At 41.6% G+C, this 22548-nt stretch carries 23 protein-coding genes and 2 pseudogenes; 20 read left to right on the forward strand and 5 right to left on the reverse strand.

What is annotated here, in order from left to right:
• Positions 1-96: 96 nt before the first annotated feature.
• The 5 genes and pseudogenes from C509_RS0110470 to C509_RS0110485 all read left to right on the forward strand — a co-directional run bounded on the left by C509_RS0110470 (position 97) and on the right by C509_RS0110485 (position 4154).
• Positions 97-780, forward strand: coding sequence for a response regulator transcription factor (locus C509_RS0110470; RefSeq protein ID WP_018706887.1), 684 nt, complete (start codon positions 97-99; stop codon positions 778-780).
• The gene (locus tag C509_RS0110475; protein ID WP_026319800.1) at positions 773-1867 is read left to right on the forward strand and encodes a sensor histidine kinase; all 1095 of its coding nucleotides are present in this window, start codon (positions 773-775) and stop codon (positions 1865-1867) included. Before C509_RS0110470 ends, C509_RS0110475 begins: the two co-directional genes overlap by 8 nt.
• Positions 1868-2242: 375 nt before the next feature.
• Positions 2243-2491: pseudogene (locus C509_RS27500) on the forward strand (M15 family metallopeptidase); the annotation flags it as partial.
• Positions 2465-2573: pseudogene (locus C509_RS27505) on the forward strand (D-alanyl-D-alanine carboxypeptidase family protein); the annotation flags it as partial. The pseudogenes C509_RS27500 and C509_RS27505, both read left to right, overlap by 27 nt.
• Before the next feature lie 549 nt (positions 2574-3122).
• Positions 3123-4154 (forward strand): AI-2E family transporter, encoded by a 1032-nt coding sequence (locus C509_RS0110485; protein WP_051088689.1) that lies wholly within the window; start codon positions 3123-3125, stop codon positions 4152-4154.
• A 43-nt stretch (positions 4155-4197) separates the two neighbouring features.
• On the opposite strand, the gene C509_RS0110490 is transcribed toward C509_RS0110485, so the two are convergent.
• Positions 4198-4896, reverse strand: coding sequence for a universal stress protein (locus C509_RS0110490; RefSeq protein WP_018706891.1), 699 nt, complete (start codon positions 4894-4896; stop codon positions 4198-4200).
• A gap of 526 nt (positions 4897-5422) precedes the next feature.
• Between C509_RS0110490 and C509_RS0110495 the strand changes: the two genes are divergently transcribed.
• The 12 genes from C509_RS0110495 (at position 5423) to C509_RS0110550 (ending at position 16817) form a co-directional block, all read left to right on the forward strand.
• Positions 5423-7834 carry a Na+/H+ antiporter subunit A gene (locus C509_RS0110495; RefSeq protein ID WP_018706892.1) on the forward strand — a complete coding sequence of 804 codons (2412 nt, stop codon included), beginning with the start codon at positions 5423-5425 and terminating at the stop codon, positions 7832-7834.
• Positions 7821-8240 (forward strand): Na(+)/H(+) antiporter subunit B, encoded by a 420-nt coding sequence (locus tag C509_RS0110500; protein ID WP_018706893.1) that lies wholly within the window; start codon positions 7821-7823, stop codon positions 8238-8240. Before C509_RS0110495 ends, C509_RS0110500 begins: the two co-directional genes overlap by 14 nt.
• 4 nt (positions 8241-8244) lie before the next feature.
• Complete coding sequence (locus C509_RS0110505) at positions 8245-8583, forward strand: Na(+)/H(+) antiporter subunit C (protein WP_018706894.1); 339 nt, start codon at positions 8245-8247, stop codon at positions 8581-8583.
• A complete protein-coding gene (locus C509_RS0110510; protein WP_018706895.1) occupies positions 8576-10063 on the forward strand; it encodes a Na+/H+ antiporter subunit D in 1488 nt (495 codons plus the stop codon). Before C509_RS0110505 ends, C509_RS0110510 begins: the two co-directional genes overlap by 8 nt.
• A 25-nt stretch (positions 10064-10088) precedes the next feature.
• Positions 10089-10571 (forward strand): Na+/H+ antiporter subunit E, encoded by a 483-nt coding sequence (locus C509_RS0110515; RefSeq protein WP_018706896.1) that lies wholly within the window; start codon positions 10089-10091, stop codon positions 10569-10571.
• Complete coding sequence (locus C509_RS0110520) at positions 10571-10855, forward strand: Na(+)/H(+) antiporter subunit F1 (protein ID WP_018706897.1); 285 nt, start codon at positions 10571-10573, stop codon at positions 10853-10855. The genes C509_RS0110515 and C509_RS0110520 overlap by 1 nt, the downstream gene beginning before the upstream one ends.
• Positions 10833-11189 (forward strand): Na+/H+ antiporter subunit G, encoded by a 357-nt coding sequence (locus tag C509_RS0110525; RefSeq protein ID WP_018706898.1) that lies wholly within the window; start codon positions 10833-10835, stop codon positions 11187-11189. The genes C509_RS0110520 and C509_RS0110525 overlap by 23 nt, the downstream gene beginning before the upstream one ends.
• Positions 11190-11342: 153 nt before the next feature.
• Complete coding sequence (locus C509_RS0110530) at positions 11343-12941, forward strand: amidohydrolase (RefSeq protein WP_018706899.1); 1599 nt, start codon at positions 11343-11345, stop codon at positions 12939-12941.
• Between the two features lie 277 nt (positions 12942-13218).
• Positions 13219-13896: a PspA/IM30 family protein gene (locus tag C509_RS0110535; protein ID WP_018706900.1), complete on the forward strand. Its 678-nt coding sequence runs from the start codon at positions 13219-13221 to the stop codon at positions 13894-13896.
• A 103-nt stretch (positions 13897-13999) separates the two neighbouring features.
• On the forward strand, positions 14000-15028 hold the full coding sequence (locus tag C509_RS0110540; RefSeq protein WP_018706901.1) for a TFIIB-type zinc ribbon-containing protein: 1029 nt from the start codon (positions 14000-14002) through the stop codon (positions 15026-15028).
• A complete protein-coding gene (locus C509_RS0110545) occupies positions 15025-15816 on the forward strand; it encodes a TPM domain-containing protein (protein ID WP_018706902.1) in 792 nt (263 codons plus the stop codon). The genes C509_RS0110540 and C509_RS0110545 overlap by 4 nt, the downstream gene beginning before the upstream one ends.
• A 20-nt stretch (positions 15817-15836) precedes the next feature.
• The gene (locus tag C509_RS0110550; protein ID WP_018706903.1) at positions 15837-16817 is read left to right on the forward strand and encodes an SPFH domain-containing protein; all 981 of its coding nucleotides are present in this window, start codon (positions 15837-15839) and stop codon (positions 16815-16817) included.
• A 61-nt stretch (positions 16818-16878) separates the two neighbouring features.
• Here the strand turns inward: C509_RS0110550 and isdG are convergent, their stop codons facing one another.
• Genes isdG through C509_RS0110570 form a run of 4 tightly spaced genes read right to left on the reverse strand, consistent with a single transcriptional unit; the run spans position 16879 to position 19937 of the window.
• A complete protein-coding gene (isdG, locus tag C509_RS0110555) occupies positions 16879-17202 on the reverse strand; it encodes a heme oxygenase (protein WP_018706904.1) in 324 nt (107 codons plus the stop codon).
• Position 17203: 1 nt separating this feature from the next.
• Positions 17204-17992, reverse strand: a complete 789-nt coding sequence (locus C509_RS0110560; protein ID WP_018706905.1) for an ABC transporter ATP-binding protein — start codon at positions 17990-17992, stop codon at positions 17204-17206.
• Positions 17992-18993, reverse strand: coding sequence for a FecCD family ABC transporter permease (locus C509_RS0110565; RefSeq protein WP_018706906.1), 1002 nt, complete (start codon positions 18991-18993; stop codon positions 17992-17994). Before C509_RS0110565 ends, C509_RS0110560 begins: the two co-directional genes overlap by 1 nt.
• Positions 18993-19937: an ABC transporter substrate-binding protein gene (locus tag C509_RS0110570; protein WP_018706907.1), complete on the reverse strand. Its 945-nt coding sequence runs from the start codon at positions 19935-19937 to the stop codon at positions 18993-18995. The genes C509_RS0110565 and C509_RS0110570 overlap by 1 nt, the downstream gene beginning before the upstream one ends.
• A gap of 587 nt (positions 19938-20524) precedes the next feature.
• Here C509_RS0110570 and C509_RS25125 point away from each other — a divergent pair.
• From C509_RS25125 to C509_RS26485, 3 genes are all read left to right on the forward strand, one after another.
• Positions 20525-21250, forward strand: coding sequence for an NEAT domain-containing protein (locus C509_RS25125; RefSeq protein ID WP_018706909.1), 726 nt, complete (start codon positions 20525-20527; stop codon positions 21248-21250).
• The gene (gene isdC, locus C509_RS23770; protein ID WP_018706910.1) at positions 21247-21900 is read left to right on the forward strand and encodes a heme uptake protein IsdC; all 654 of its coding nucleotides are present in this window, start codon (positions 21247-21249) and stop codon (positions 21898-21900) included. The genes C509_RS25125 and isdC overlap by 4 nt, the downstream gene beginning before the upstream one ends.
• Before the next feature lie 31 nt (positions 21901-21931).
• Positions 21932-22548, forward strand: a 617-nt coding sequence (locus tag C509_RS26485; protein ID WP_018706911.1) for an NEAT domain-containing protein, incomplete at its 3' end; no start/stop codon positions are given.

The following is a 22548-nucleotide window of genomic DNA, read 5'->3' on the forward strand; positions in this document are numbered from 1 at the left end:
GAAGTGCCTTAAATACACTATTTTGGAGGTGAATATTAAAAAATACATGTGCTAATATGAAGTAAGATAGTTTAATTTTCAGGTGGTGACAGGTAAGTGACTACGATTCTAGTGGCCGACGATGATAGTGCCATTGCGGACTTGGTGACCTTGCATATCGAAAAGGAAGGATATCAAACCATTAAAGCTTTTAACGGAATAGAAGCACTTAAGGCCATACAATCTCAACATATCGACTTGGCCATATTGGATATCATGATGCCGGAAATGGATGGATATGAGGTTGTTAAAAAGTTAAGGGAGCAACATCATCTTCCAGTGATTTTTTTAAGCGCCAAGGCATCTGATTTGGATAAAATAACCGGTCTTGTCATGGGGGCAGATGATTACATGGTAAAGCCGTTCAATCCAATGGAACTTGTAGCCCGAGTGAATGCCCAGCTTCGGCGGTCTAAACTGATAGATCAATCCATGGAAAAAAATGAAATCGTATCAGGAGGGTTGGTCATAAATTCAGATGAGCGGACAGTTAAACTATACGGTGAATTAATTGAATTGACTCCAAAGGAATTCGATATTCTTTATCTGTTGGCAAGCTATCCAAATAAGGTATTCAGCACGGAAAACATTTTTCGGAATGTATGGGGTGAATCCTATTTTGGCAACAGTAACACGGTCATGGTACACATTCGGGGGTTGAGAAAGAAGCTGAAAGAAGTTGAAAATAAAAATAAGTTCATTGCAACTGTTTGGGGAATTGGGTACAAGTTCAATGCGTAATATTTTTCGGAGTTTTCGAACCCAGATGATCATCCGTCTTTGTACCAGCATGGCTGCCGCCGGAGGCATTACATACGGACTTTATAAAATTCTTCAGGTTTACTATCAAACAGAGGTGAAGGCAGAAGATTCCCTGGCGCAAATTCGCCGGATGATAGCCAGTATAGGAGATATCAATTTTTTCCTCATCATTTTTATTCCGCTTGCTGTCATGTTTTTCTTTTTTCTGACCAAATCTTATAATTTGTTTTTCAAGGAGATTTCCACAGGAATTCACCAGCTTGCAAACGGTGACTTTAATACCCGCATACATATCAGGACGAATGATGAATTTGGCGATATTGCGAAGGACATTAACAGAGCAGGAGAAAAGCTGAAGGCATCATTGGAGCGAGGAGACTTTGCCGAAAGCAGCAAGGATCAGTTGATTGTCAATTTGGCTCATGATCTGCGTACCCCGCTGACATCTGTATTAGGCTATTTGGACTTGGTTTTAAAGGAGAAAAATCTAAATGAAGACCAAATGAAGCACTACTTGAAAATAGCCCATACGAAATCTGTCAGGTTGGAAAAACTCATTGACGAATTATTCGAAGTGTCGAGGTTAAATTATGGGATGTTAAAAATGGAGAAGGAACCGTTGGATCTCGGAGAATTACTTTTTCAATTGAAAGAGGAATTTTACCCGGTATTTGAAAATAACCGAGTGACAGCCAGAATGAATATCGCTCAGAGATTACAAATATTCGGTGACGGAGAAATGTTGGCCAGGGTATTTGAAAATCTTCTATCAAACGCGGTACGCTACGGGTCTGACGGCGAGTTTATTGACATAAAGGGGTATGTTGAAGAAAGGGATGCTGTCGTGGAAGTGATCAATTATGGAAATTATATCACTCCCGAGAACTTGACGCATATTTTTGATGTCTTTTATACAGGGGACAGGTCCAGATCTGATAATCATGGCAGCACAGGGCTTGGTTTGTTCATTGTCAAAAATATCGTGGAACAGCATCAAGGCACCATCACTGCCAAAAGCGATCCGGTCCATACAACATTTGCAGTGCGCCTCCCTATGAAAACTTAAGAAAAACTTAATAGTATCTTCCCATTTTCTTAAACGTTCTTCCCTACGATGGATTTGTAGGAGGACGATCATATGAAAAAGACAATCTTGGCCATTTTAATTTTACTTTTATTCATTGCAAAATACATAAATTCTGGAGCGGAAATCGACATCGAGGAACCGGATGAAAAAGCGTATGGATCCACCATATCAATTGAAAAGCATCAAATTTACTCAGGGCCCTTATTATTGATCAATCAGGATTATCCGATCCAGGAGTCCGGAATGATGAAAGACATCATTAATTTATCTGAAAATACCTATCTAACACAAGGGTATGGATTGTTGCAGCCAGATATCAGATTATCGGAAAAAGTGGCGGAGGAATTTTCAAGAATGGTCAAAGCCGCGAAAAATGATGGTATCAGCCATTTCATGATTAACAGCGGGTTCCGTACTTTTGATGAACAACATCAGCTGTATCTCGATATGGGATCGGAGTATGCATTGCCAGCGGGATATAGCGAACATAATGCAGGTTTATCTTTGGATATCGGTTCTTCGGGAATGAAAATGGAAAAAGCACCCGAAGGGAAGTGGCTTGAAAAAAACGCGTGGAAATATGGGTTTATCCTTCGGTATCCAAAGGATAAGTCCAAGATTACAGGGATAAAATATGAACCGTGGCATTTTCGATATGTCGGACTGCCGCACAGTGCTATCATTCATCAAGAAAATATGGTTTTGGAACAATACCTGAAGTACGTAAAGGAGAAAAAGAACCTGTTGGTGCGTATCGATGGGGAGGAGTATGATATTTCATTCTATGATTTAACCGGTCAACCCTCCATTCAGGCACGAGTTGGCAGTACGTACGAAATATCAGGTGATAATATGAACGGTGTCATCGTTACAAGTTGGGAATAATGATACATTTTCCAGCTGATAAAAGGGGCCTGTATATATGCCCATTATCCGTTCCGAAACCGGGTGGGTCGATCACTCCGCCAACCTTTCCCTGTATAATACCAGGATTAATATCTCCTTAATGTCTAATGAGGTCAATTTTATTTCTGGCTAATTGGGTGTTTGAACCCAATAATATCACCCCTTGAAATCAAAACGCATGATTGATATCTGGGACTTTGAAAATTCAACGAAAAACGACATGATTCGGTAATTTTTTAAGTTTCTTTAAAAGTTTCTTATCTTTTTTCTTGTAATCTTTTGCTCGCGTGGGTGATAATTGATAATAAGAAGATTTACACAAGGGGAAATGAACTTGACGGATGTGGCAGCATTTTTTCAGAAAAAGGGAGTAAAACGCATCATCATCTTTGGGCTGATTGTATTAATTTTATACAGTCTGAGAAGTATGATCAATTTGATTTTGCTGACTTTTATTTTTTCATATTTAATGAATCGTCTCATAGAATTCACCGCTAAACGGATTCCTGTCCATAGGCGGGTGCTTGTCTTGATTATGTATATCGCAATCGTAGGAATACTCACGTATGGGCTTGTAAAATATTTTCCTATTATTACCGCGGAAGTCAGCCAGTTGATTGTACAGATCACCACCTTCTACTCTCAGCCGCATGAAAATGCCATCTTAAGCTTTATCGAGACAATCATATCCAAAAACCAGATTGCTGCTTATTTGGAAAATGGATTATCGTTCTTGGTAAAATCTTTTACTGATATTAGTAAAACGAGCATTCAAGTGGTTATAGCTTTAATATTGAGCCTGTTTTTCCTGCTGGAAAAACCTCGCTTAAAGGAGTTTACCGCAAAATTCAAAGAAAGCAAATTGGCGCCGTTCTATTTTGAAATTGAATTTTTCGGGAAAAAGTTCACTCGTACCTTCGGGAAAGTCATTGAAGCACAGTTTGTCATTGCTCTAGTTAACACGCTTTTGACTATTATTGCACTCACTATCATGGGCTTTCCGCAATTGTTCGTATTGGCGATCTTAATTTTCTTCCTTGGACTGATACCAGTTGCCGGTGTCATTATCTCCCTGATACCGCTTTGCATGATTGCCTATACGATCGGTGGTTTCATCAAAGTCGTGTACGTTGTGATTGCCATCACTATTATTCATGCAGTGGAGGCATATATCTTGAATCCGAAATTAATGTCGGCAAAAACCGATCTCCCGGTATTTTATACGTTCATTGTCCTGATCTTCTCGCAAAATTTCTTTGGCGTATGGGGATTGATCATTGGAATTCCTGTGTTTGTGTTCCTGTTGGATGTGCTTGAGGTTACGAATAAAGAAACAATAAAGCCACAGATTGAAAAATAAGAAAGGCCTACTTTATTGTAGACCTTTCTCTCTTTTTCATGCTCTATCTTTTTGGCTTTTTTTCACCATAAAACTTTACGATTCCCGGTATCTTCAACGGTTCTGTGATTTTATTATCATGGACCTGAACCTGATAGGATTTCCCGTTATGCACATACTTAAAGATCCCATTGTTGAAATCAGTGCCGATCTCTTTATAAAAGATGCCTTCATAACAGATGTCTCTCATGCAGGAAAAGCTCAGAACATAGTCATCGCCTTCCTTTAACAGGAAACATCGGACTCCTCCTTCAAAGGCGGAATCTTCTTCTGTTTGCACCGTGCGGTCAAAGGATACGATATGAATATCAATGAAGGACATCACTCTCAATAGGACATTCACAAAAGATCCTTTCGTAATCTCTTCCCATCTGTTTTGGGCAGTCTGCCCGATAACAATTTGAGTAATATTATATTTATGTGCAACTTCAGCAATGGCTTTTGCCGTTGGTCGCTTTTCATTATCCATGAGAATGAACTCTTCCGCACCCAATTCATCGGCCAGTTCTTCCCACCGGTCGACATACCCGGATTTCTCTGCGTCGAATTCGTCATATGGAAGCGGATCAACAGTCAAAATATACAAAGGACAATCCAGCATATTTGCTATTTTGGCGCCCCGCCTGATCAATCGTTCTCCATTTGGACCGTAATAAACACAAACGAGAATACTCTCATCCATACGACCCTTTTTATTTTTCACGACGATATTCACCTCAATATCACAATCTGGCCAGCAGTATTTCATTTTGGCCCGTTCATTAAAATAAATACTTCAGTTACCGCAACTTGCTTTTTTACACTTATATTGGAGTAGGTCCACTGTTTTCTAGGTCCCTAAGCTCTGTAAAGTGCAGGTGCCTGTTGTTTAGTGTATAATTTAATAGGTAAAATACTCCCTACTTATTCTAAGTTGAAGTTTTCGCAGTTCCCCATAAAAGTTTTTTCAAAATTATATCACATGATTTAGCAGCAGGTCCTCAATTTGAAAAGATTCCAAAGCACCGGACAAAATTGAACACCTCTCATTCTATCCATTATGAGATCCTTATGGCTTCTCATTATCTCGCTTGTAGGTTGAAGAGTCAAGAGGTGAAAGCTGTTTTTCATTGTAATCCCAATTAAAGGTACTGTATGCATGTCCGTTCTGTCTTGTGTGTACAAGAAGACAATGGTTTATAAAATAAGTTTGCTGCAGAAAATGTAAATAATGAAAGTGAGGTCTTGTTTTGATAACTATGAATTTGGTCATCATGATCCCTTTTCTGGCCGCTGTTCTTATCCCTATTTTATTTAAAAGAAAATCCCCTATACATATAGGCTGGCCTGTATTCCTGGTACCGGCGGCTTTGTTCGTGATTCTTGCCCGTTATGTCCCATCCATAGCAAACGGGGAAACCTATATGAACACGATGAAGTGGATCCCTTCCTTTGGTATTAACTTTACTACATACTTTGATGGACTCAGCTTGATTTTTGGGCTTTTGATCACCGGTATCGGAAGTCTTGTTATCCTCTACTCTATTTACTATTTATCCTCTGAAGAATCTTTGAAGAATTTTTATATCTATTTGCTGCTGTTTATGGGCAGCATGCTGGGTGTTGTATTTTTAGATAATTTAATGGTTTTATATGTATTTTGGGAACTTACAAGCATTTCATCATTCCTGTTGATCGCTTTTTGGTTTCACAGAAAGAGATCGAGGTATGGTGCACAAAAGGCTATGTTAATCACTGTGACTGGTGGACTGGCTATGCTTACAAGTTTTATCATGCTGTATTTGATGACAGGCACAATGAGTATAAGGGAAATCATAACAGATGTTGATATCCATCATCCGTTGTTTATCCCCGCTCTTGTTTTGCTCCTGATAGGAGCCTTCACAAAATCAGCCCAATTTCCGTTCCATATTTGGCTGCCGGATGCGATGGAGGCTCCGACACCGGTCAGTGCTTACTTGCATTCCGCCACGATGGTTAAAGCAGGAATTTATTTGGTTGCACGGTTTACTCCAATTTTTGGAGGAGGCGAACTTTGGTTTTGGCTTGTAACTGGAGTCGGGATTGTAACGCTTTTCTGGGGCTCTTTTACGGCCGTCCGCCAGACTGATCTTAAAGCGCTGCTGGCGTATTCTACCATCAGTCAGTTGGGGCTGATAATGAGCCTTCTCGGAATCGGCTCCATATCCATGCATATGGGGTCAAGCATTGAGGCTGTTGTATTTACACAAGCGACATTTGCCGGGCTATTTCACCTGATCAATCATTCCACATTTAAGGGTGCGCTGTTCATGGTGGTAGGGATTATTGACCACGAAATCGGAACACGGGATATCCGCAGGCTGGGCGGGTTGATGTCTTTCATGCCCGTTTCGTTTACGATTGCGATGATCGGCAGTTTTTCAATGGCCGGGTTACCGCCGTTCAATGGGTTCTTGAGTAAAGAAATGTTTTTTACTGCCGTTTTAAATATATCCCAGCTTGATTTTTTTGCACTTGACACATGGGGCGTCTTGATCCCAGTATTTGCGTGGATAGCAAGCATTTTTACCTTTGTTTATAGCATGATTATCGTTTTTAAAACATTCTTTGGCCCAAGCCGGCTTGAAGTCGGAGACCGCAAGGTGCATGAAGCGCCTGTCGGGATGCTGATTTCACCGAGCATTTTGGCTGCTTTGGTTTTGTCTATTTTCTTCTTTCCGAATATTATTGGGGACTATTTATTACGTCCGGCGATGGCCAGCATTTTTCCGTCGTTAGCTGAAAAAGTTGAATTAGGTCAACACATATCGGTCTGGCACGGTTTTAATATGGAGGTTTTCATGACCATCGGTGTGATTGCCTTCGGGTCTCTCTTTTATAGATACATGAGCGGGTGGAAAGGAATCTTTAAACTTTTTCCAACCTCATGGTCACTTGATACCCTTTATAACAATACCCTGCTGAGGCTGGAGAGCAGTTCCACTGCCTTTACCAGATTCTATATGACAGGAACTCTCCGGGATTATTTCTTATATATTTATCTCTTTTTCATAATAGCCATTGGGGGAGCTTTATTTATGACGGGAGCATTTTCTACTGACCAGATACATTATGCACCTGTCCGCATATATGAATGGGTTCTTGTTCTGGTTATGCTGGCTGCAGGCGTCTCTATCCCGTTTGTAACAACAAGAGTGACGGCCATACTGCTGAATGGAGTCCTTGGCTATGGAATCGCCGCGTTGTTTGTCATATTCCGGGCACCAGATTTAGCCCTTACGCAAATTGTCGTTGAGTCAGTTACCACCGTATTGTTTTTGCTTTGTTTCTATTTTTTACCCAAGTGGAAAAGAGGGGTGGATAAAACTACTCCAAGGATGAAATCGATTAATCTGCTCATCTCGATTTCAGTAGGTGTGATTTTTGTCATGACGGCCCTTTCTGTTCAAAGCGGTAAATTATTCAATACTATTTCCGGGTTTTTTGAAAAAGCCGATGAACTGACCGGCGGAAAGAATATTGTCAATGCAATCTTGGGGGACTTTCGTGCTTTTGATACGATGCTTGAAGTCGTTGTCCTTTTCATCGCGGGAATCGGCGTATTTACATTGACGAAGTTAAAATTGGGGAAAGGGAGAGAAAACGTTGAAGATCAATGATGTCATATTAGAGACGGTAACGAAAATCGTCGTGTTCATTATATTGACTGTCGCGGTGTATTTGTTTTTCTCTGGACATAACAGCCCCGGAGGAGGTTTTATCGGCGGTCTCGTCCTTGCCTCCGCCTTTGTCCTTCTTCTCCTTGCTTTTGATATTGAAACGGTTCAGAAGGGGATTCCCTTTGACTTCAAGCGAGTGGCTGCATTAGGAGTGTTTATTGCAGTGACAACCGGCTTGGGAGCCATTGTTTTTGGCAACCCCTTTTTGACCCAGACTTTTTCTGCTTTTGACCTCCCTTATTTCGGCGAAACCGAATTGGCAACGATCACCATTTTTGAAGCGGGTGTTGCCTTGACGGTTGTGGGTGTAGTTGTTTCAATCATTCTAAGTATAAGTGAGGATTAAGTTTATGGAAATATTAATCACCATTCTGTCCGGCGTCCTTGTTACAGTAGCAACTTATTTAATTCTTTCCAAGGATCTTTTACGTGTCATATTAGGATCAGCTATTTTATCCCATGCTGTTCATCTTCTTTTGATGGTCATGGGAGGGTTGAAAAAAGGTACGGTGCCACTGCTGGGAGAAAAGCCAAATACATATACTGATGCTATTCCTCAGGCTCTTATTTTAACAGCCATCGTCATCAGCTTTGCAGTTACTGCTATTTTTCTTGTCATGGCTTACAGGATGTATCAGGAAACAGGCGTTTCCCGACAGGCTTTGTTAAGGGGGACGAAGAATGAATAATATCATTGTCTTTCCGATGGTTCTTCCGCTTTTAGCCGGGGTTTTTCTTGTTTTTCTCCGAAAGTACATACTATTGCAGCGTTGGATAAGCATAGGGGTCATGGCCTTCGTTGCAGGCATCAGCTTATACATGTTGAATCTTATTCAGGTCAAGGGAATTCTTCGTCTTGATTTTGGTGGATGGCAACCGCCTTTTGGCATCTTGTTCGTGGCAGATTCTTTCTCGGGACTGCTTGTATTGACGACCAGTATTGTAACTGCAATTTGCCTGCTTTACGCTTTCTTTTCCATTGACCGTACCCGAGAAGAAATGTTTTTTTACCCATTTGTATTGTTTATGGTTGCAGGAGTAAATGGATCGTTTTTAACAGGGGACATATTTAATCTGTTTGTTTGTTTTGAAGTGATGTTATTGGCCTCATATATACTGATTTCGCTTGGGGGAACAAAGGTTCAATTGAAAGAATCGGTGATTTATGTAGCGATCAATGTGATTTCCTCCTGGTTTTTCCTTGTAGCAGTGGCTTATCTGTACGGTACAGTCGGAACTTTGAATATGGCGCATTTATCCCAGCGGGTCGCCGAATCTGGGCAAACACCTATCCTGACAGTGATCAGTATTTTATTTTTAATCGTATTCGCTTTGAAGGCAGGCCTGCTTCTTTATTTCTGGCTTCCGGGCTCTTACAGCGCTCCTCCGGCGGCAGTTGCTGCTTTGTTTGGGGCATTATTGACAAAAGTGGGCATTTATTCCTTGTTTCGGATTTTTTCCTTGATTTTTTATCATGAACCGCAAATCACTCATACGCTGATTGGAATCATGGCAGGGTTGACATTGATCGGCGGGAGTCTTGGAGCAATAGCCTATAAGGATATTCGTTTGATTGTTTCCTACAATGTCATCATTGGGGCCGGATTCATTCTTGTGGGGCTTGCTGTTTCTACTCCAGCTGCCATTGAGGGGTCGATTTTTTACCTTATTCATGACATGGTTTCAAAGGCTTTATTGTTCCTGCTGACAGGCACAATGATGATTCTTACCGGTACTGCAAAAATGGGCAGGATGAGTGGACTTATTCGCAATTATCCGATATTGGGCTGGTTATTTTTTATTGTTATGCTGTCACTCGCAGGGATTCCTCCATTAAGTGGATTTTTAGGGAAAGTCCTCATCAGTCAGGGGACGATCGAATCCGGCTCTTATTTTCTGCTGGCCATCTCCTTGATATCGAGTCTCTTCGTGCTGTATTCACTGCTCCGCATTTTCAAACAGTGCTTTTGGGGTGAATCGACAATCAGTGAGGATGAGGAAGTTCCACTTCGAAAAGGCATGCTGATTCCAGGCGTCATGCTTGCTGCTATATCGGTCGGAATCGGTTTAGGGGCGGAACTGTTATCTGGATATGTCCGTGACGCGGCGACAGTTCTTTTGAATCCCGATATTTATATCGAAGGGGTTTTAAAACAGAATGAGCAGTAAGCTTAAAAAGGGGAGGTGGCTGCAAATGCCTGCTCAATTTATACTCAATTTATTTATCGCATTCCTTTGGATGGTCCTTAATGATGAGGACGAGTTAAGATTTTCTACATTCTTTATCGGTTTCTTGGCTGGAATTGTGATTGTGTTTCTTATGCACCGTTTTTTTGGACAGCAGTTCTATCTGCAGCGTTTTTATTATGTTATAAAATTGATATGTATTTTTAACTGGGAACTGTTTCTATCCGCGTTTTTGGTGATGAAGCATATTGTCAGTCGAAAAGTGGATGTGAAACCAGGGATATTTTCTTATAAAACCGAATTAAAAACTGATTGGGAAGTAACCACACTTGCTATGCTTTTGACCTTGACCCCGGGTTCGGTTGTAATGGAGGTTTCCCCGGAAGGTAATGTATTCTACATTCATGCGCTTGATATAGAACGGTATAAAGATACGTTATTACGATCTTTAGGCAAATTCGAAAAAGCAATTATGGAGGTAACTCGATAATGATTGAAATGATGCTGACTACAGCTCTTGTTCTTTTTGCTTTGGCGATAGCTATCGCTCTTTATCGTATCATCAGCGGTCCATCCATTCCTGACCGGGTGGTGGCCATGGATATGATTGTGGTGAACCTCATATCGGGAATTGCTGTCATTTCGGTTTTACTTAAGACAAAAGCCTTTCTTGAAGTGATTCTTATTTTGGGGATTCTTGCATTTATCAGTACCATTGCACTCTCAAAATTTATCGAGAGGGGTGTTATTATTGAACGGAAGCGAAATCGATGAATTCATAGGAGCTTTACTAATTTTAATCGGCGGGATTATTTCTGTGATCAGTGCATTGGGCATTATCCGGTTTCCGGATGTTTATACACGGGCTCACGCAGCGACAAAAAGCACCACTTTGGGGGTGCTGTTGTCATTGGTAGGGGCGTTCATCTATATATGGTTGACGGAAAATTTTATCAGTGTACGGCTCATTCTGGGGATTGTGTTTGTTTTCATCACTGCTCCGGTATCCGGGCATTTAATTATCCGGGCTGCCTACAGGTCAAAAGTAAAAATGGCGGAAGATACGGTTGAGGATGAATTGAAGGCGGTTTTAGACAGTAAAACCTAAGTCTATTAGTCCCAATATAAAATTCCCGCTGCGTGATGGGGATAGACCCGGATATGTCTGCCAAACAATCGGGACCAATATGAGATTCTTAGTTCATCATTCTTAAGAAGAAAATAATTTGATCTGCCTAGTTACCGTTTGGGGGGAATATACATGACAAAAATTATTTTTACAAATGGGAACGTTTATACATTCGATAAAAGTAAGCCGGTGGTTGAATCAGTTGTAGTTGAAAATGGAAAAATTGTGGATTTAGGCTCGGATGAGGACATGATGCTGCAATGGGGAAGAGAGGGCACCGTAATCGTTGATTTAGAGCGGAAAATGGTGACTCCCGGCTTGATCGACAGTCACATGCACCTTTCAGGAGTTGCATTTCAATTTATGGATTTGAATTTGACTGGGGTTACATCCAAAAAAGAGATGCTTGAAAAAATCAGAGAAAGGGCAAATGTGACTCCGCCTGAAAAATGGCTGACAGGTCTTGGTTTTGATGAGAATCTTTTTGATGACGGGGGAATGCCTACGCTCCAAGAACTGGACGAGGTTGCACCACATTGTCCGATTTTTATCAAAAGAATTTGTCACCATGCATTTCTTGTGAACAGCAAAGCGCTCGAAATGGCCAATTATCATCCTTCAATGGAAGTGACGACAGGGGGAAGCGTTGTTCTTGATCCTGATACGAAGAGGCCCACAGGTCTTCTGCTCGAGTCGGCTTCCACTCTGATCACTAGCCATATACCGGAAAAAACGTACGATGAATTGAAGAATGGATTGGCATTGGCGATGGAACACGCTATGCAGCGAGGGTTGACAAGTATTCATACGAATGATCCCCGCTATTTGGGCGGACTTGACCAAACATACAAAATGTATGATGAATTGCTTAATCAGGAGAGAAAAGGCCTGCGTTGCAATCTTTTAATCGATCATCCATTCCTTAATCGTTTGAAGGAAAGAGGGATGCATGCTGGATATGGGAATGACACTCTCCAGATCGGGGCGATAAAAATATTTGCTGATGGTGCGCTCGGGGGAAGGACAGCTCTCCTTTCGGAGCCCTATCTGGATGCGCCGGGTAAGTATGGGGAAGCGATGCATAATCAGGAAACGCTTTTTCAAATGGTCAAAGAGGCGAGAGACCATTCGATGCCGGTTGCCATTCATACAATCGGCGATCAGGCGGTCGAAAATGTACTGCGGGTACTTGATCAATTTCCAAGTGTGAAGCATCGCGACCGTATCATTCACGTATCGCTGCTGAGAGAAGACTTGATCAGGCGCCTTGCCAAACCTACTCTTATCGCCGATATTCAGCCAAGATTCGTTGTCGGGGATTATCCTTGGGTACAGGATAGACTGGGTAAAGAAAGAATTAAATATTTATATGCATGGAAATCTCTATTATCTGCCGGTGTGCTGTGTGCAGGGGGATCGGATGCGCCCGTGGAACCCGTTGACCCGCTGCTTGGGATACATGCGGCTATTACTCAGAGGCATCCGGAGGAAAACCATGATGGCTGGAATAAAAATGAAAAACTGTCCATGCGGGAGGCTTTGGAAGTATTTACAATAGGCGGAGCCTACGCGACGAACGAAGAAGATAGAAAAGGAACAATTGCCCCGGGTAAATTGGCGGATATGACGGTTTACTCGCGGAATTTGTTTGAGATAGAGCATCCGGATAAACTATTGGATACTGAAATTGAGATGACGATCATCGGTGGAGAGATTGTTTATCGGAGGTGACAGGGAGCGGTGTTTCCTTAATTAGAGGACACCGCCCCTGTGGCTTTTTCGTATTATGAAAAATGTTGGGGATTTAAAATAACTTCATAGAATCCAATCGAGCAGGCGGGCGAATTAAACCTTTACAGCAAATGGCCTGGCCAAGTGGAAATTTGATCCTGGTGACAGGGTGTTGGGCAAACCCAGTTGTATAATCCTGCTTTTTTAAGAAAAAATGAAACTTTTCCTATCCTCCCCCAGTATATATGTTTAGAAAATAATTTAAGGAGTGGCTGTAATGGGAATTTTAGCTAGATTTAAAGATATCATGTCAAGCAATATCAACGCTTTATTGGATAAGGCGGAGAATCCGGAGAAAATGATTGACCAGTATATGAGAAACCTAAACAGCGATTTGGGCAAGGTTAAAGCTGAAACAGCTTCCGTCATGGCGGAGGAGCAACGCTCAAAAAGGGCATTGAATGAGTGTTCGGCTGAGATTGAAAAGATGCAGAATTACGCGGTTAAAGCTTTGGAAGCAGGCAATGACGACGATGCTCGGAAGTTTTTGGAGAAGAAGGCCTCCTTGGCTGAAAAAGAAGCGGAATTGCAGCAGGCATACAGTTTGGCAGCTTCCAATGCGGTACGGATGAGGGAGATGCATGACAAGCTTGTTTCTGATATTGGCGAGCTAGAAGCGCGCAGAACGATGATCAAGAGCAAGATGGCTGTGGCAAAAACGCAGGAAAGATTGAATAAGATCGGTTCCTCGGTATCTGGTGCAAATCGGTCCATGTCGGCTTTCAATAGAATGGAAGAAAAAGTGGAGAGGGCCCTGGATGAGGCCAATGCAATGGCAGAATTGAATGCGGCTCCAAAAGATGACATAAAAGATTTGACGTCGAAATATGATAGTACACCGGATGTGGAAGACGAATTGGCTGCTTTGAAGGCGCAAATCCAGAATAAAGAGTAATTTGCGACGCGAAGGCTTCAAGAGAAAATAAACAAAAATCGACTTGAGCTGTAGCCTGAGCTACAGCTCTCAAACTGTTTTTTATAAAAAGGGGGGATCTTGGTTGGTCATCCATTATAAATGCCCGAATTGCGGCGATGATATGGCTTTTGACAGTGAGTCAGGCATGTTGACCTGTCATAGCTGCGGAAGACAGGATCAGATAGAAGAGTTCTCCGAGGACTTGAAGGCGGCTGTTTTATCAGAAGATGAAGCAAAGGAATATCACTGTGAGAACTGTGGGGCGGCATTGATCACCGAGGCCGAAACCGCAGCCACTACTTGCAGCTTCTGCGGTGCTGGGGTGGTTTTGCAGGATCGATTGTCCGGGGTCTTGGCACCGGCAAAGGTAATTCCTTTTACCATCAGCAAGGAAGAAGCGATTCAGGCTTTTAAAAAGTGGTGTAAAAACGGCCTTCTTACTCCAAAGGGATTTATGACAGCCGACCGGATCAAGGGCGTCACTGGGATGTATGTCCCATTTTGGCTTTATGATTTAAACACAAAGGCGAAGGTTGAAGCGGTCGCTACGAAGGTAAGGAAGTATACACGAGGAGATTATGAATACACTGAAACGAAATATTACAATGTCTACCGGGATATAGACTTGTCTTATCTTAAGGTCCCCGTTGATGCGTCCGAAAAAATGGACGATCGAATCATGGATAAATTGGAGCCTTTTCCTTATGATCAGTTAAAAGACTTCAAAACTCCCTATTTGGCTGGATATGTTGCGGAAAAATATAACTATGATGATAAAGAACTTTATCCCCGTGTTGAATCCAAGATCCAGAATTTCATAGATACTTATATCAGCTCTACGATTTCAGGATATTCTTCTGTCAGTTATAACCGTAAACATATCAACACAAAGAAGGTCCGCAGCTATTATGTTCTCCTGCCTGTCTGGATGGTCTACTATGATTATGATAAGACAGAGCATACTTTTGCCATGAACGGCCAAACCGGAAAAGTGGTTGGAAAACCGCCAATCAGCTTTAAGAAGGTGGCTGCTTGGTTCGGTGGTATTGCTGGTTCTTCATTTATTATATTGAAGACGATCGCCTTAACTATGGGAGGTGGCTTGTGGTGAGGAACAGCTTCTTCCATAAAATACTTATATTGGCGGCACTCTTTCTGTTATTGCCTTTTGTCTTTGCAGCTGCTGATTCTCCTGCAAAGCAAAGAATCTATGATGATGCAGGACTTTTAAGTGATAGTGAGGTCAAAGAACTTGAAAAGCTGGCTGAAAAGCATGGAGCCAAAAGGGATACCGATTTTATTATACTGACGACCAATAATGAAGAAAATAAAGACGTTATGGTGTTCATGCAGGATTTTTACGATGAACAGGCACCCGGTTATGATAAACCGCACGGAAACACGGCTATTTTGACGCTTGATATGAAAAATAGAAATGTGTATGTGGCAGGTTTTTATAAGGCGAAAACCTATCTGGATGATCACAGGGCAACCCTCGTCCGAGAAAAAATTACCCCTGATTTATCGGATGGAAATTATTATAAAGCTTTTCAGTCATTCATCAAGACTTCGTCTAAGTATATGGGAATCAGGCCGGGAGTGGATCCGGATAACATATTATTCAATTTATGGTTTCAAATCTTTGCTTCCATCGCGGTAGCCGGGGCTGCAGTTTGGATCATGGCCTTCAATACAGGTGGAAGAGTGACTGTCAACGCGCGGACGTATCAAGATAACGAGAATACAAGAGTGAATCAAAGAAGTGACCAGTATATCCGCACATCCACCACAAAAAGAAGAAAGCCTTCCAATAAAAGCAGCGGCAGCGGCTTCAGCGGAGGTGGGGGCGGCGTCACGAGAGGGGGACATTCCCACAGCGGCAGCAGAGGGAAATTCTAGTATTGAAAGGAATGATCTGAGTGGGGTTTTTTAGAGGACAACTCGCCAATGTAGTTGAATGGGAAGAATTTAGAGATGATATGATCTTTTGGAAATGGAACAACCGAGAAATCAAAAAAGGAAGCCGGCTCATCATCCAGCCGGGCCAGGACGCCATTTTCATCAACAACGGAAAAATCGAAGGGATTTTTCAAGAAGAGGGAGACTACAACATTGAGTCCCAGATTATCCCGTTCCTGTCGACATTAAAAGGATTCAAGTTCGGCTTCAACAGTGGTATGCGGGTAGAAGTGCTGTTTGTCAACACGAAGGAATTCACGGTAAAGTGGGGTACGAAAAACGCAATCAACATTCCTTCGCCGCAGCTTCCAGGCGGTATTCCTGTCAGGGCAAACGGTACATTCAATTTTAAAGTGAACGATTATATTGCTCTAATCGATAAAATTGCCGGAGTAAAAAACAGTTATCTAGTGGAAGATGTGAAAATCAGAATTACGTCTATTTTGGATCAATTGCTTATGAAGTGGATTTCCAAAGAAGGAAAAGACATGTTTAACCTCCAGGCCAACTCTTTTGAAATTGCAGAGGGGATCAAGACAGATCTTGATATGCAAATCATCGATAGCGGAATGACAATTACAGGATTTAACATCATAAGCTTCAACTATCCGAAGGAAATCCAGGATATGATCACAAAATCGGCTTCGCATGGAATGATTGGCGATTTGCAGCGTTATCAACAGGTGTCCATGACAGACGGCATTGCTTCCGGAAAGGTGAAGGGCGGCGGAACTGCCGCAGATATGGCCGGTATGATGATGGGAATGGGCATGGCTGGGCAAATGATGAAAAATATGAATGAGGCGACTCAAGAACAGGCACCGAATCACGGGAGTCAACCGGTAACCGAAAACGGTAAACTCCCGAATTTCTGTCCGAATTGCGGAGAGAAGACGAGCGGCGGGAATTTTTGCTCGAATTGTGGACAGAAGCTGGTGTAATAAGATCATAATAAGGGGTCAGACCCTCTTTAGTATACTAAAGAGGGTCTGACCCCTATTTTTATGCAGGAACAATCGGGTTCCTAACGATTTTTACTTCGTAATAAGAGATTTTGTTATCCAGGATATAATCAGGTCTCCCGCCGCCATCACGGGAATGAGCTTCACGGAAAGCGTCGCTTTTTGTCCATGCTTTAAAAGCATCCTTTGATTCCCAGCGGGTGCTGATGGTTACTTCATCATATCCCTTTGTATTTTCAGTTAAAAGGACTTCCAGGCCTAAAAATCCCTCCATATACTCTATTTTGCCCACTTTGTTAAACCTGTCGATCAAGCGCTGCCCTTCACCCTTTTTAATGTGATTGGTATTTGTTACAATAACCATTTTAATTCCTCCTTGAATTTTTCATTATTGGTATGATAATTGGAAATTCCCCATCAAACTGTACTTTGGCATCTAAGCCATAGATTTCTTTCAGGAATTGGGAGTCCAGTATGGATTCCGGACTTCCCATGGCCTGAACCCGCCCATTTTTTATCGCAATTAAATGATGGCTATAGGCTGCCGCTTGCTGAAGATCATGAAGCACCATCACAATAGTCATTTGAAATTTTTCATTAATGTGTTTCAGCATTTCCAGCAGTTCAAATTGATGGGATATATCTAAAAAGGTGGTCGGTTCATCCAAAATTAGAATATCTGTTGACTGTGCCAACGCCATTGATATTCGTGCCCTTTGTCGTTCTCCCCCTGACAAGGTATGGATCAGGCGATCCTCGTATTTCTTCATCCCTGTCATTTCCATTGCCCTGTTAATGATTTCTTCATCATTTTTGGTTAACCGATGTTCAAAGAGCTTTTTATAGGGTGATCGTCCATAGGCTGCCAACTCTTTGACGGTTAAATTCGGAAGGCCATCTTTGGATTGAGGAAGCATGGAAACCGTCTGGGAAAACTTTTTCAAAGAATACTTATTGGCTTGCTTGTCATGAATAAAAATCTCTCCGGATGTTTGTTTCGTTAAACGTGTAATCAGCTTTAATATCGTAGATTTTCCTGAACCATTTGGTCCCACAATGGAAGTGATCTTTCCGGTTGGAATGGAGCAAGATATATCTTTTAGATGGAAATGCCCGATGCCCAATTCAATTTCTTTTGTTTGAATAGCTGTCATTATGCGAATCTCCGTTTCCTTAATAAAAATAGAAAGAACGGCGCTCCCAGCGAAGCCAGCAATATCCCAACCGGAAGTTCAGTTGGATCAAACCAGGACCGCGCGGCAGTATCGGCAAAAACGACAAGCGATGCTCCCCAGAAAATGGATAATGGCAATAAAAAGCGGTAGTCATCACCGAGGATCAACCGGACGATATGTGGAATGACGAGTCCGACAAAACCTACCAACCCGGCAACACTGACTCCGATGCCTGCCAAAAAGGAAGCTAATATTATCAGTAAAAATCGCTGGATTTCCACTCTTTGGCCTAGGAGTTGAGCTGTATCATCACCTAAAAGGAGCAAGTTGGCCGGCTTTATAGCCAATAAACATAATAATAACCCTGCTGATGCATATGGGGACATAAACTCAAAATGATACCAGCCTTTCCCGCTCAAATCACCAGCAAGCCATGGTAAAACGGCTTGAACGCGGTCGCTATACACAAGCATGACGCCACTTGTTATTGCACCAAGTAAAGCATTGACCGCAACACCGGCCAAAATGATTTTGACAGGCGATGTGCCCTGATCCCATGCCAGAAAATAGATCGCCATAGAGGTGATCAGCGCTCCAAGAAATGCTGTCAATGGCAATAAATAAGTCAATTGCGGCATGACAATCATTGTGATGACTGCTGCTAACCCTCCGCCTGCGGATACTCCGATAATTCCCGGGTCAGCAAGCGGGTTCTTCATGATGCCCTGCAGCAAAGCGCCCGATGCTGCCAAACATCCGCCTACGAATATAGCAATCAATACTCTGGGAAGTCTGACATCCATAAAAATTCTTTCATGAATGTTCTCTCCGTCCCCTGTCATCACACGCCACATTTCCGGCAGGCTGATTTGAACAGAACCATCAGTTAATCCATACAAACATGCGAGAAAAAGCAGGACAGGCGTAGCAATAATTGCATATTTTTTTCTTCGTTGTCTTTTATGTAAGGACATGTTCATTATTTCATCTCTTTAAAAGTCTTTTGAAGAAACTCAAGTGATTCTATTACCCGTGTTCCCGGGTTTGTACCGAAAAGTTCGGATGGCAATATGACAAAGCGGTCATTTTTCACTGCGTCCAGGTCTTTCCAACCTGCATTTTTCTTCATTTCATTCATAAAGCTGTCTTTCACTTCTTGAGGGTTGCCGTGACTCATAAGTAAAATGATTTCCGGGTTAGACTCTATGATTCTCTCTGTATTTAACTGGGCGTATTGAGGGTAGCTGTCCAATCCGGGATAATCACTGGCAATATTTTTCCCCCCTGCCAATTCCAGCAGGTTTCCACTTAATGAGTTGGGCAATGCAGCCATGTTTGTGCCAGGTGCGCCGTAAACTAACAATACTCTCGGTTGTTCTTCAGGCAGTTCCGATCGGATTTCCGCCATTTTATTATCGATATCAGTAATGATTTCCTTTGATTTCTCCTCTTTTCCAAGCAACTCACCCAATAAACTTACTTGCTTTTTGATATCGTCCACGGAATTTGCTCCGCTTAAGATGACCTTTGCCCCGGTTCCTTCAATTGCGGGAACATCCTTCATGTTCATGGGATGCCCTCCCAGTACCACATCAGGCTGAAGGGCGGTGATCTTTTCAATGTCGATAGAGTGGGTGGAGCCGACTTCTTCGGCACTTTCCGCTTCTTTTACAGCGAGCGGGCCGTTTGAATTCGGTCTGCCGACAACCTCACCTCCGAGTGCATAAACAATATCCACTTCACCGTTGGATAAGGCGACAATTCTTTCTGGGACTTGGTCAAGATCGACGGTACGATCTGCAAAATCCGTAACGGAAACAGCGGCGGGGCCGGTCTTCCCATTATCTGCCTTGCTTTGGCTTTGAGCGCAGCCCATCAGCACAAAAGGCAGAATGATAGTGCTTAAAAGCAGTCTTCTTCTCATGCTTCAATCCTCCATAAAAACCTAAGTGAGAATGAATATCAATTGTAATCCATCTTAATGAAAATGATTCTCATTGTCAATAAGGGAGTTGCAAAAAAAAAAAAATAAAATTCTAAAAAATACATACGAATCAGCATATGAAAAATTTGTAACCATTCAGTCATTTTTTTTACAAAAATTAAAAAATCTGTTTGACAATATTTTTTTATTGAGTATGATAGATTCGAAGCACAAAGTGAGAATGATTATCAATTGAATTATAATATCTTGGAGGTGTTTATACAGAAGAGAGTAGCAATTCCAGTGTTTATGATGAGATCGCAGAAAGCAAAGGGAGGTTATTTTTTTAGTTTCAACTGATAATGATTTTCAATTTCATTGTATGTGGGACTGCTAATTTTATGAGTACAAAATAAAGCTTGGAGGGATCAGACAAAACAAGAGCAGGTCCCCCTGACATAGTGAAACCGCATCTTGGGTCACTCATTTTCAATGAAGGTATGGAGAGGAAGGACTTTTTTTTCACCATTAATTGAGAATGATTTTCAATATCACATATCATTTTTGGGGGAGTGAGGGACACATAAGTGAGAAATCTACTTAGACAAATTGCTGTTACTTTCATCATGGTTGTCTTATTAGGAACCGTTTTTTTGCGACCAGAAAGCAGTCTTGCAGCGAGTGGTTTGGATTCATTGAAGGACGGGGTCTATTCACTTGATTATGTCATTCTGCATGCAGAAACGGATTCAGCTTCCATCGCCAATGACTATTTTGAAAAACCAGCCATTTTAATTGTAAGAGGCGAGGAGCATTACATACGTTTCGAACTGAATCATAGTGAATGGACGAAAGAATTACAATTTCCTCTAGGTGATTCATTTGTTGATGTTCATGTAATCGGCGAGGATAAAGAGGAAAACACGAGAGTCGTACAGTTTAAAGTAGATCGAGATTTGCAAGAACCGATTGAGTTTAAGATGCATGTTCTCATTGAGTCGATGGATCCTGTATATGATCATCGCTATACTGTACGATTTAGTTTTGATTTAGAGAGCTTGGAAGAGTTAGAGGAAAAAGAGATCGAAAAGTTAGAAATAAAAGAAAGCGATTTTGTCGATCCAGAAAAAAAGGCTGAAGCCACAGAAGCCAAGGATAAAACGAAGACTAATAGTGAAGCGAAATCCGGCAGTGAAACAAAATACAATACTTCTTTAATTACTGTAACTGTTACAGTGGTTGTTTTATTGGCTCTTATGATCCTAATCATTTGGCGAATTAAAAATAAGAAAGATAAGGAGAATGTAAAATGAAAAAATTTAAAAAACTAGTCATCCCTCTATTATTAGCTTTATTCGCCCTTACATTTAACATCAATAATGCAGCGGCAGCAACTTATGCTGATGGAGAGTACACTTTACCATTTACCATTTTGAAAGGTGATAGTGACGAAAGGTCAATGACAAATGACTACTTATCTTCCCCTGGAAAGTTAATTGTAAAAGACGGTAAAAACTTTGTTCAATTGACTCTGAAAAATAGCTCTTGGTGGAAAGAGTTTAAAGTGGGATCACAAGATGTCACAGTAATTAGTGAAGGAAATGACACAAGAGCCGTTCAATTCGAAGTCCAAGATTTAAATGCGATAACTAATGCGAAAATCCATGTCATCGTACCAAATATTGATTATGACAATAAATATGATATTCGTTTTAAGTTTGATACTTCTGGCATATCCAATTCAGGAAACAGCGAAACAGTCCCTAAGGATGAACAAAAGCAAAGCAATTCTGTTGAACAAACCCAAAACAAGACTAGTGAACAAAGCACTGATAACTCAACAACTGGAAACAAAAAGATTGAAAAGAACCCACCGACAGGTGACGAAGCCCCTATTTTATTGCTTTCTGTAGTTCTGCTTGCTTCAGGTTTTATCGTTTATCGTAAAGTACGTGTCAGATAACGATCAGTAACGCATGAAAGGGGTGCAAACAATGAAAAGAATTCTTTCGGTTTTGTTAATTTTTGCATTAACATTCCTATCGATTTTTCCTTCGGTGCCAACTGTTTTTGCAGAAGCTAAAGAAGATGAGGTATATGCCGACGGGGAATATAACCTGCCTTTTCAAGTATGGAAAGATAATGCAGATAGTCCATCTGTAGCAGATGAATATTTTGAAAAGCCAGCTAAACTGATTGTTGAAAATGGCGAGTATACAGTCCAGGCGACATTAAAGAACAGTTCGTGGTGGCAGTATTTCAAGGTACAATCAGGTAATGATTTTGTTGATGTGACCACAGTTAGTGATGAGAATGATAAAAGAGTTGTTCAGTTTAAAGTGGATGATCTTGATCAAATCCTAAATGCCAAAGTGCATATTATTGTTCCACTCATTAATTACGATAATCAATATGACATCCGCTTTAAATTTGATACAAGTGAAATCCCATTAGCTTCTCAACCAGGCGACAATGAAAATGGTGAGGAAGGGGAAAATCCGAATAATGGCCAAACACCTGAGGAAGGTTCAGGATCTGAAGGTGGACAGCAAGAAAACGGTGGAGATGAACAGGATCCAGGAAACGAGGACGGCTCTGCTGAGGAAAATGG

The sequence above is a fragment of the Siminovitchia fordii DSM 16014 = CIP 108821 genome (assembly GCF_000374565.1).
GTDB lineage: Bacteria > Bacillota > Bacilli > Bacillales > Bacillaceae_C > Siminovitchia > Siminovitchia fordii.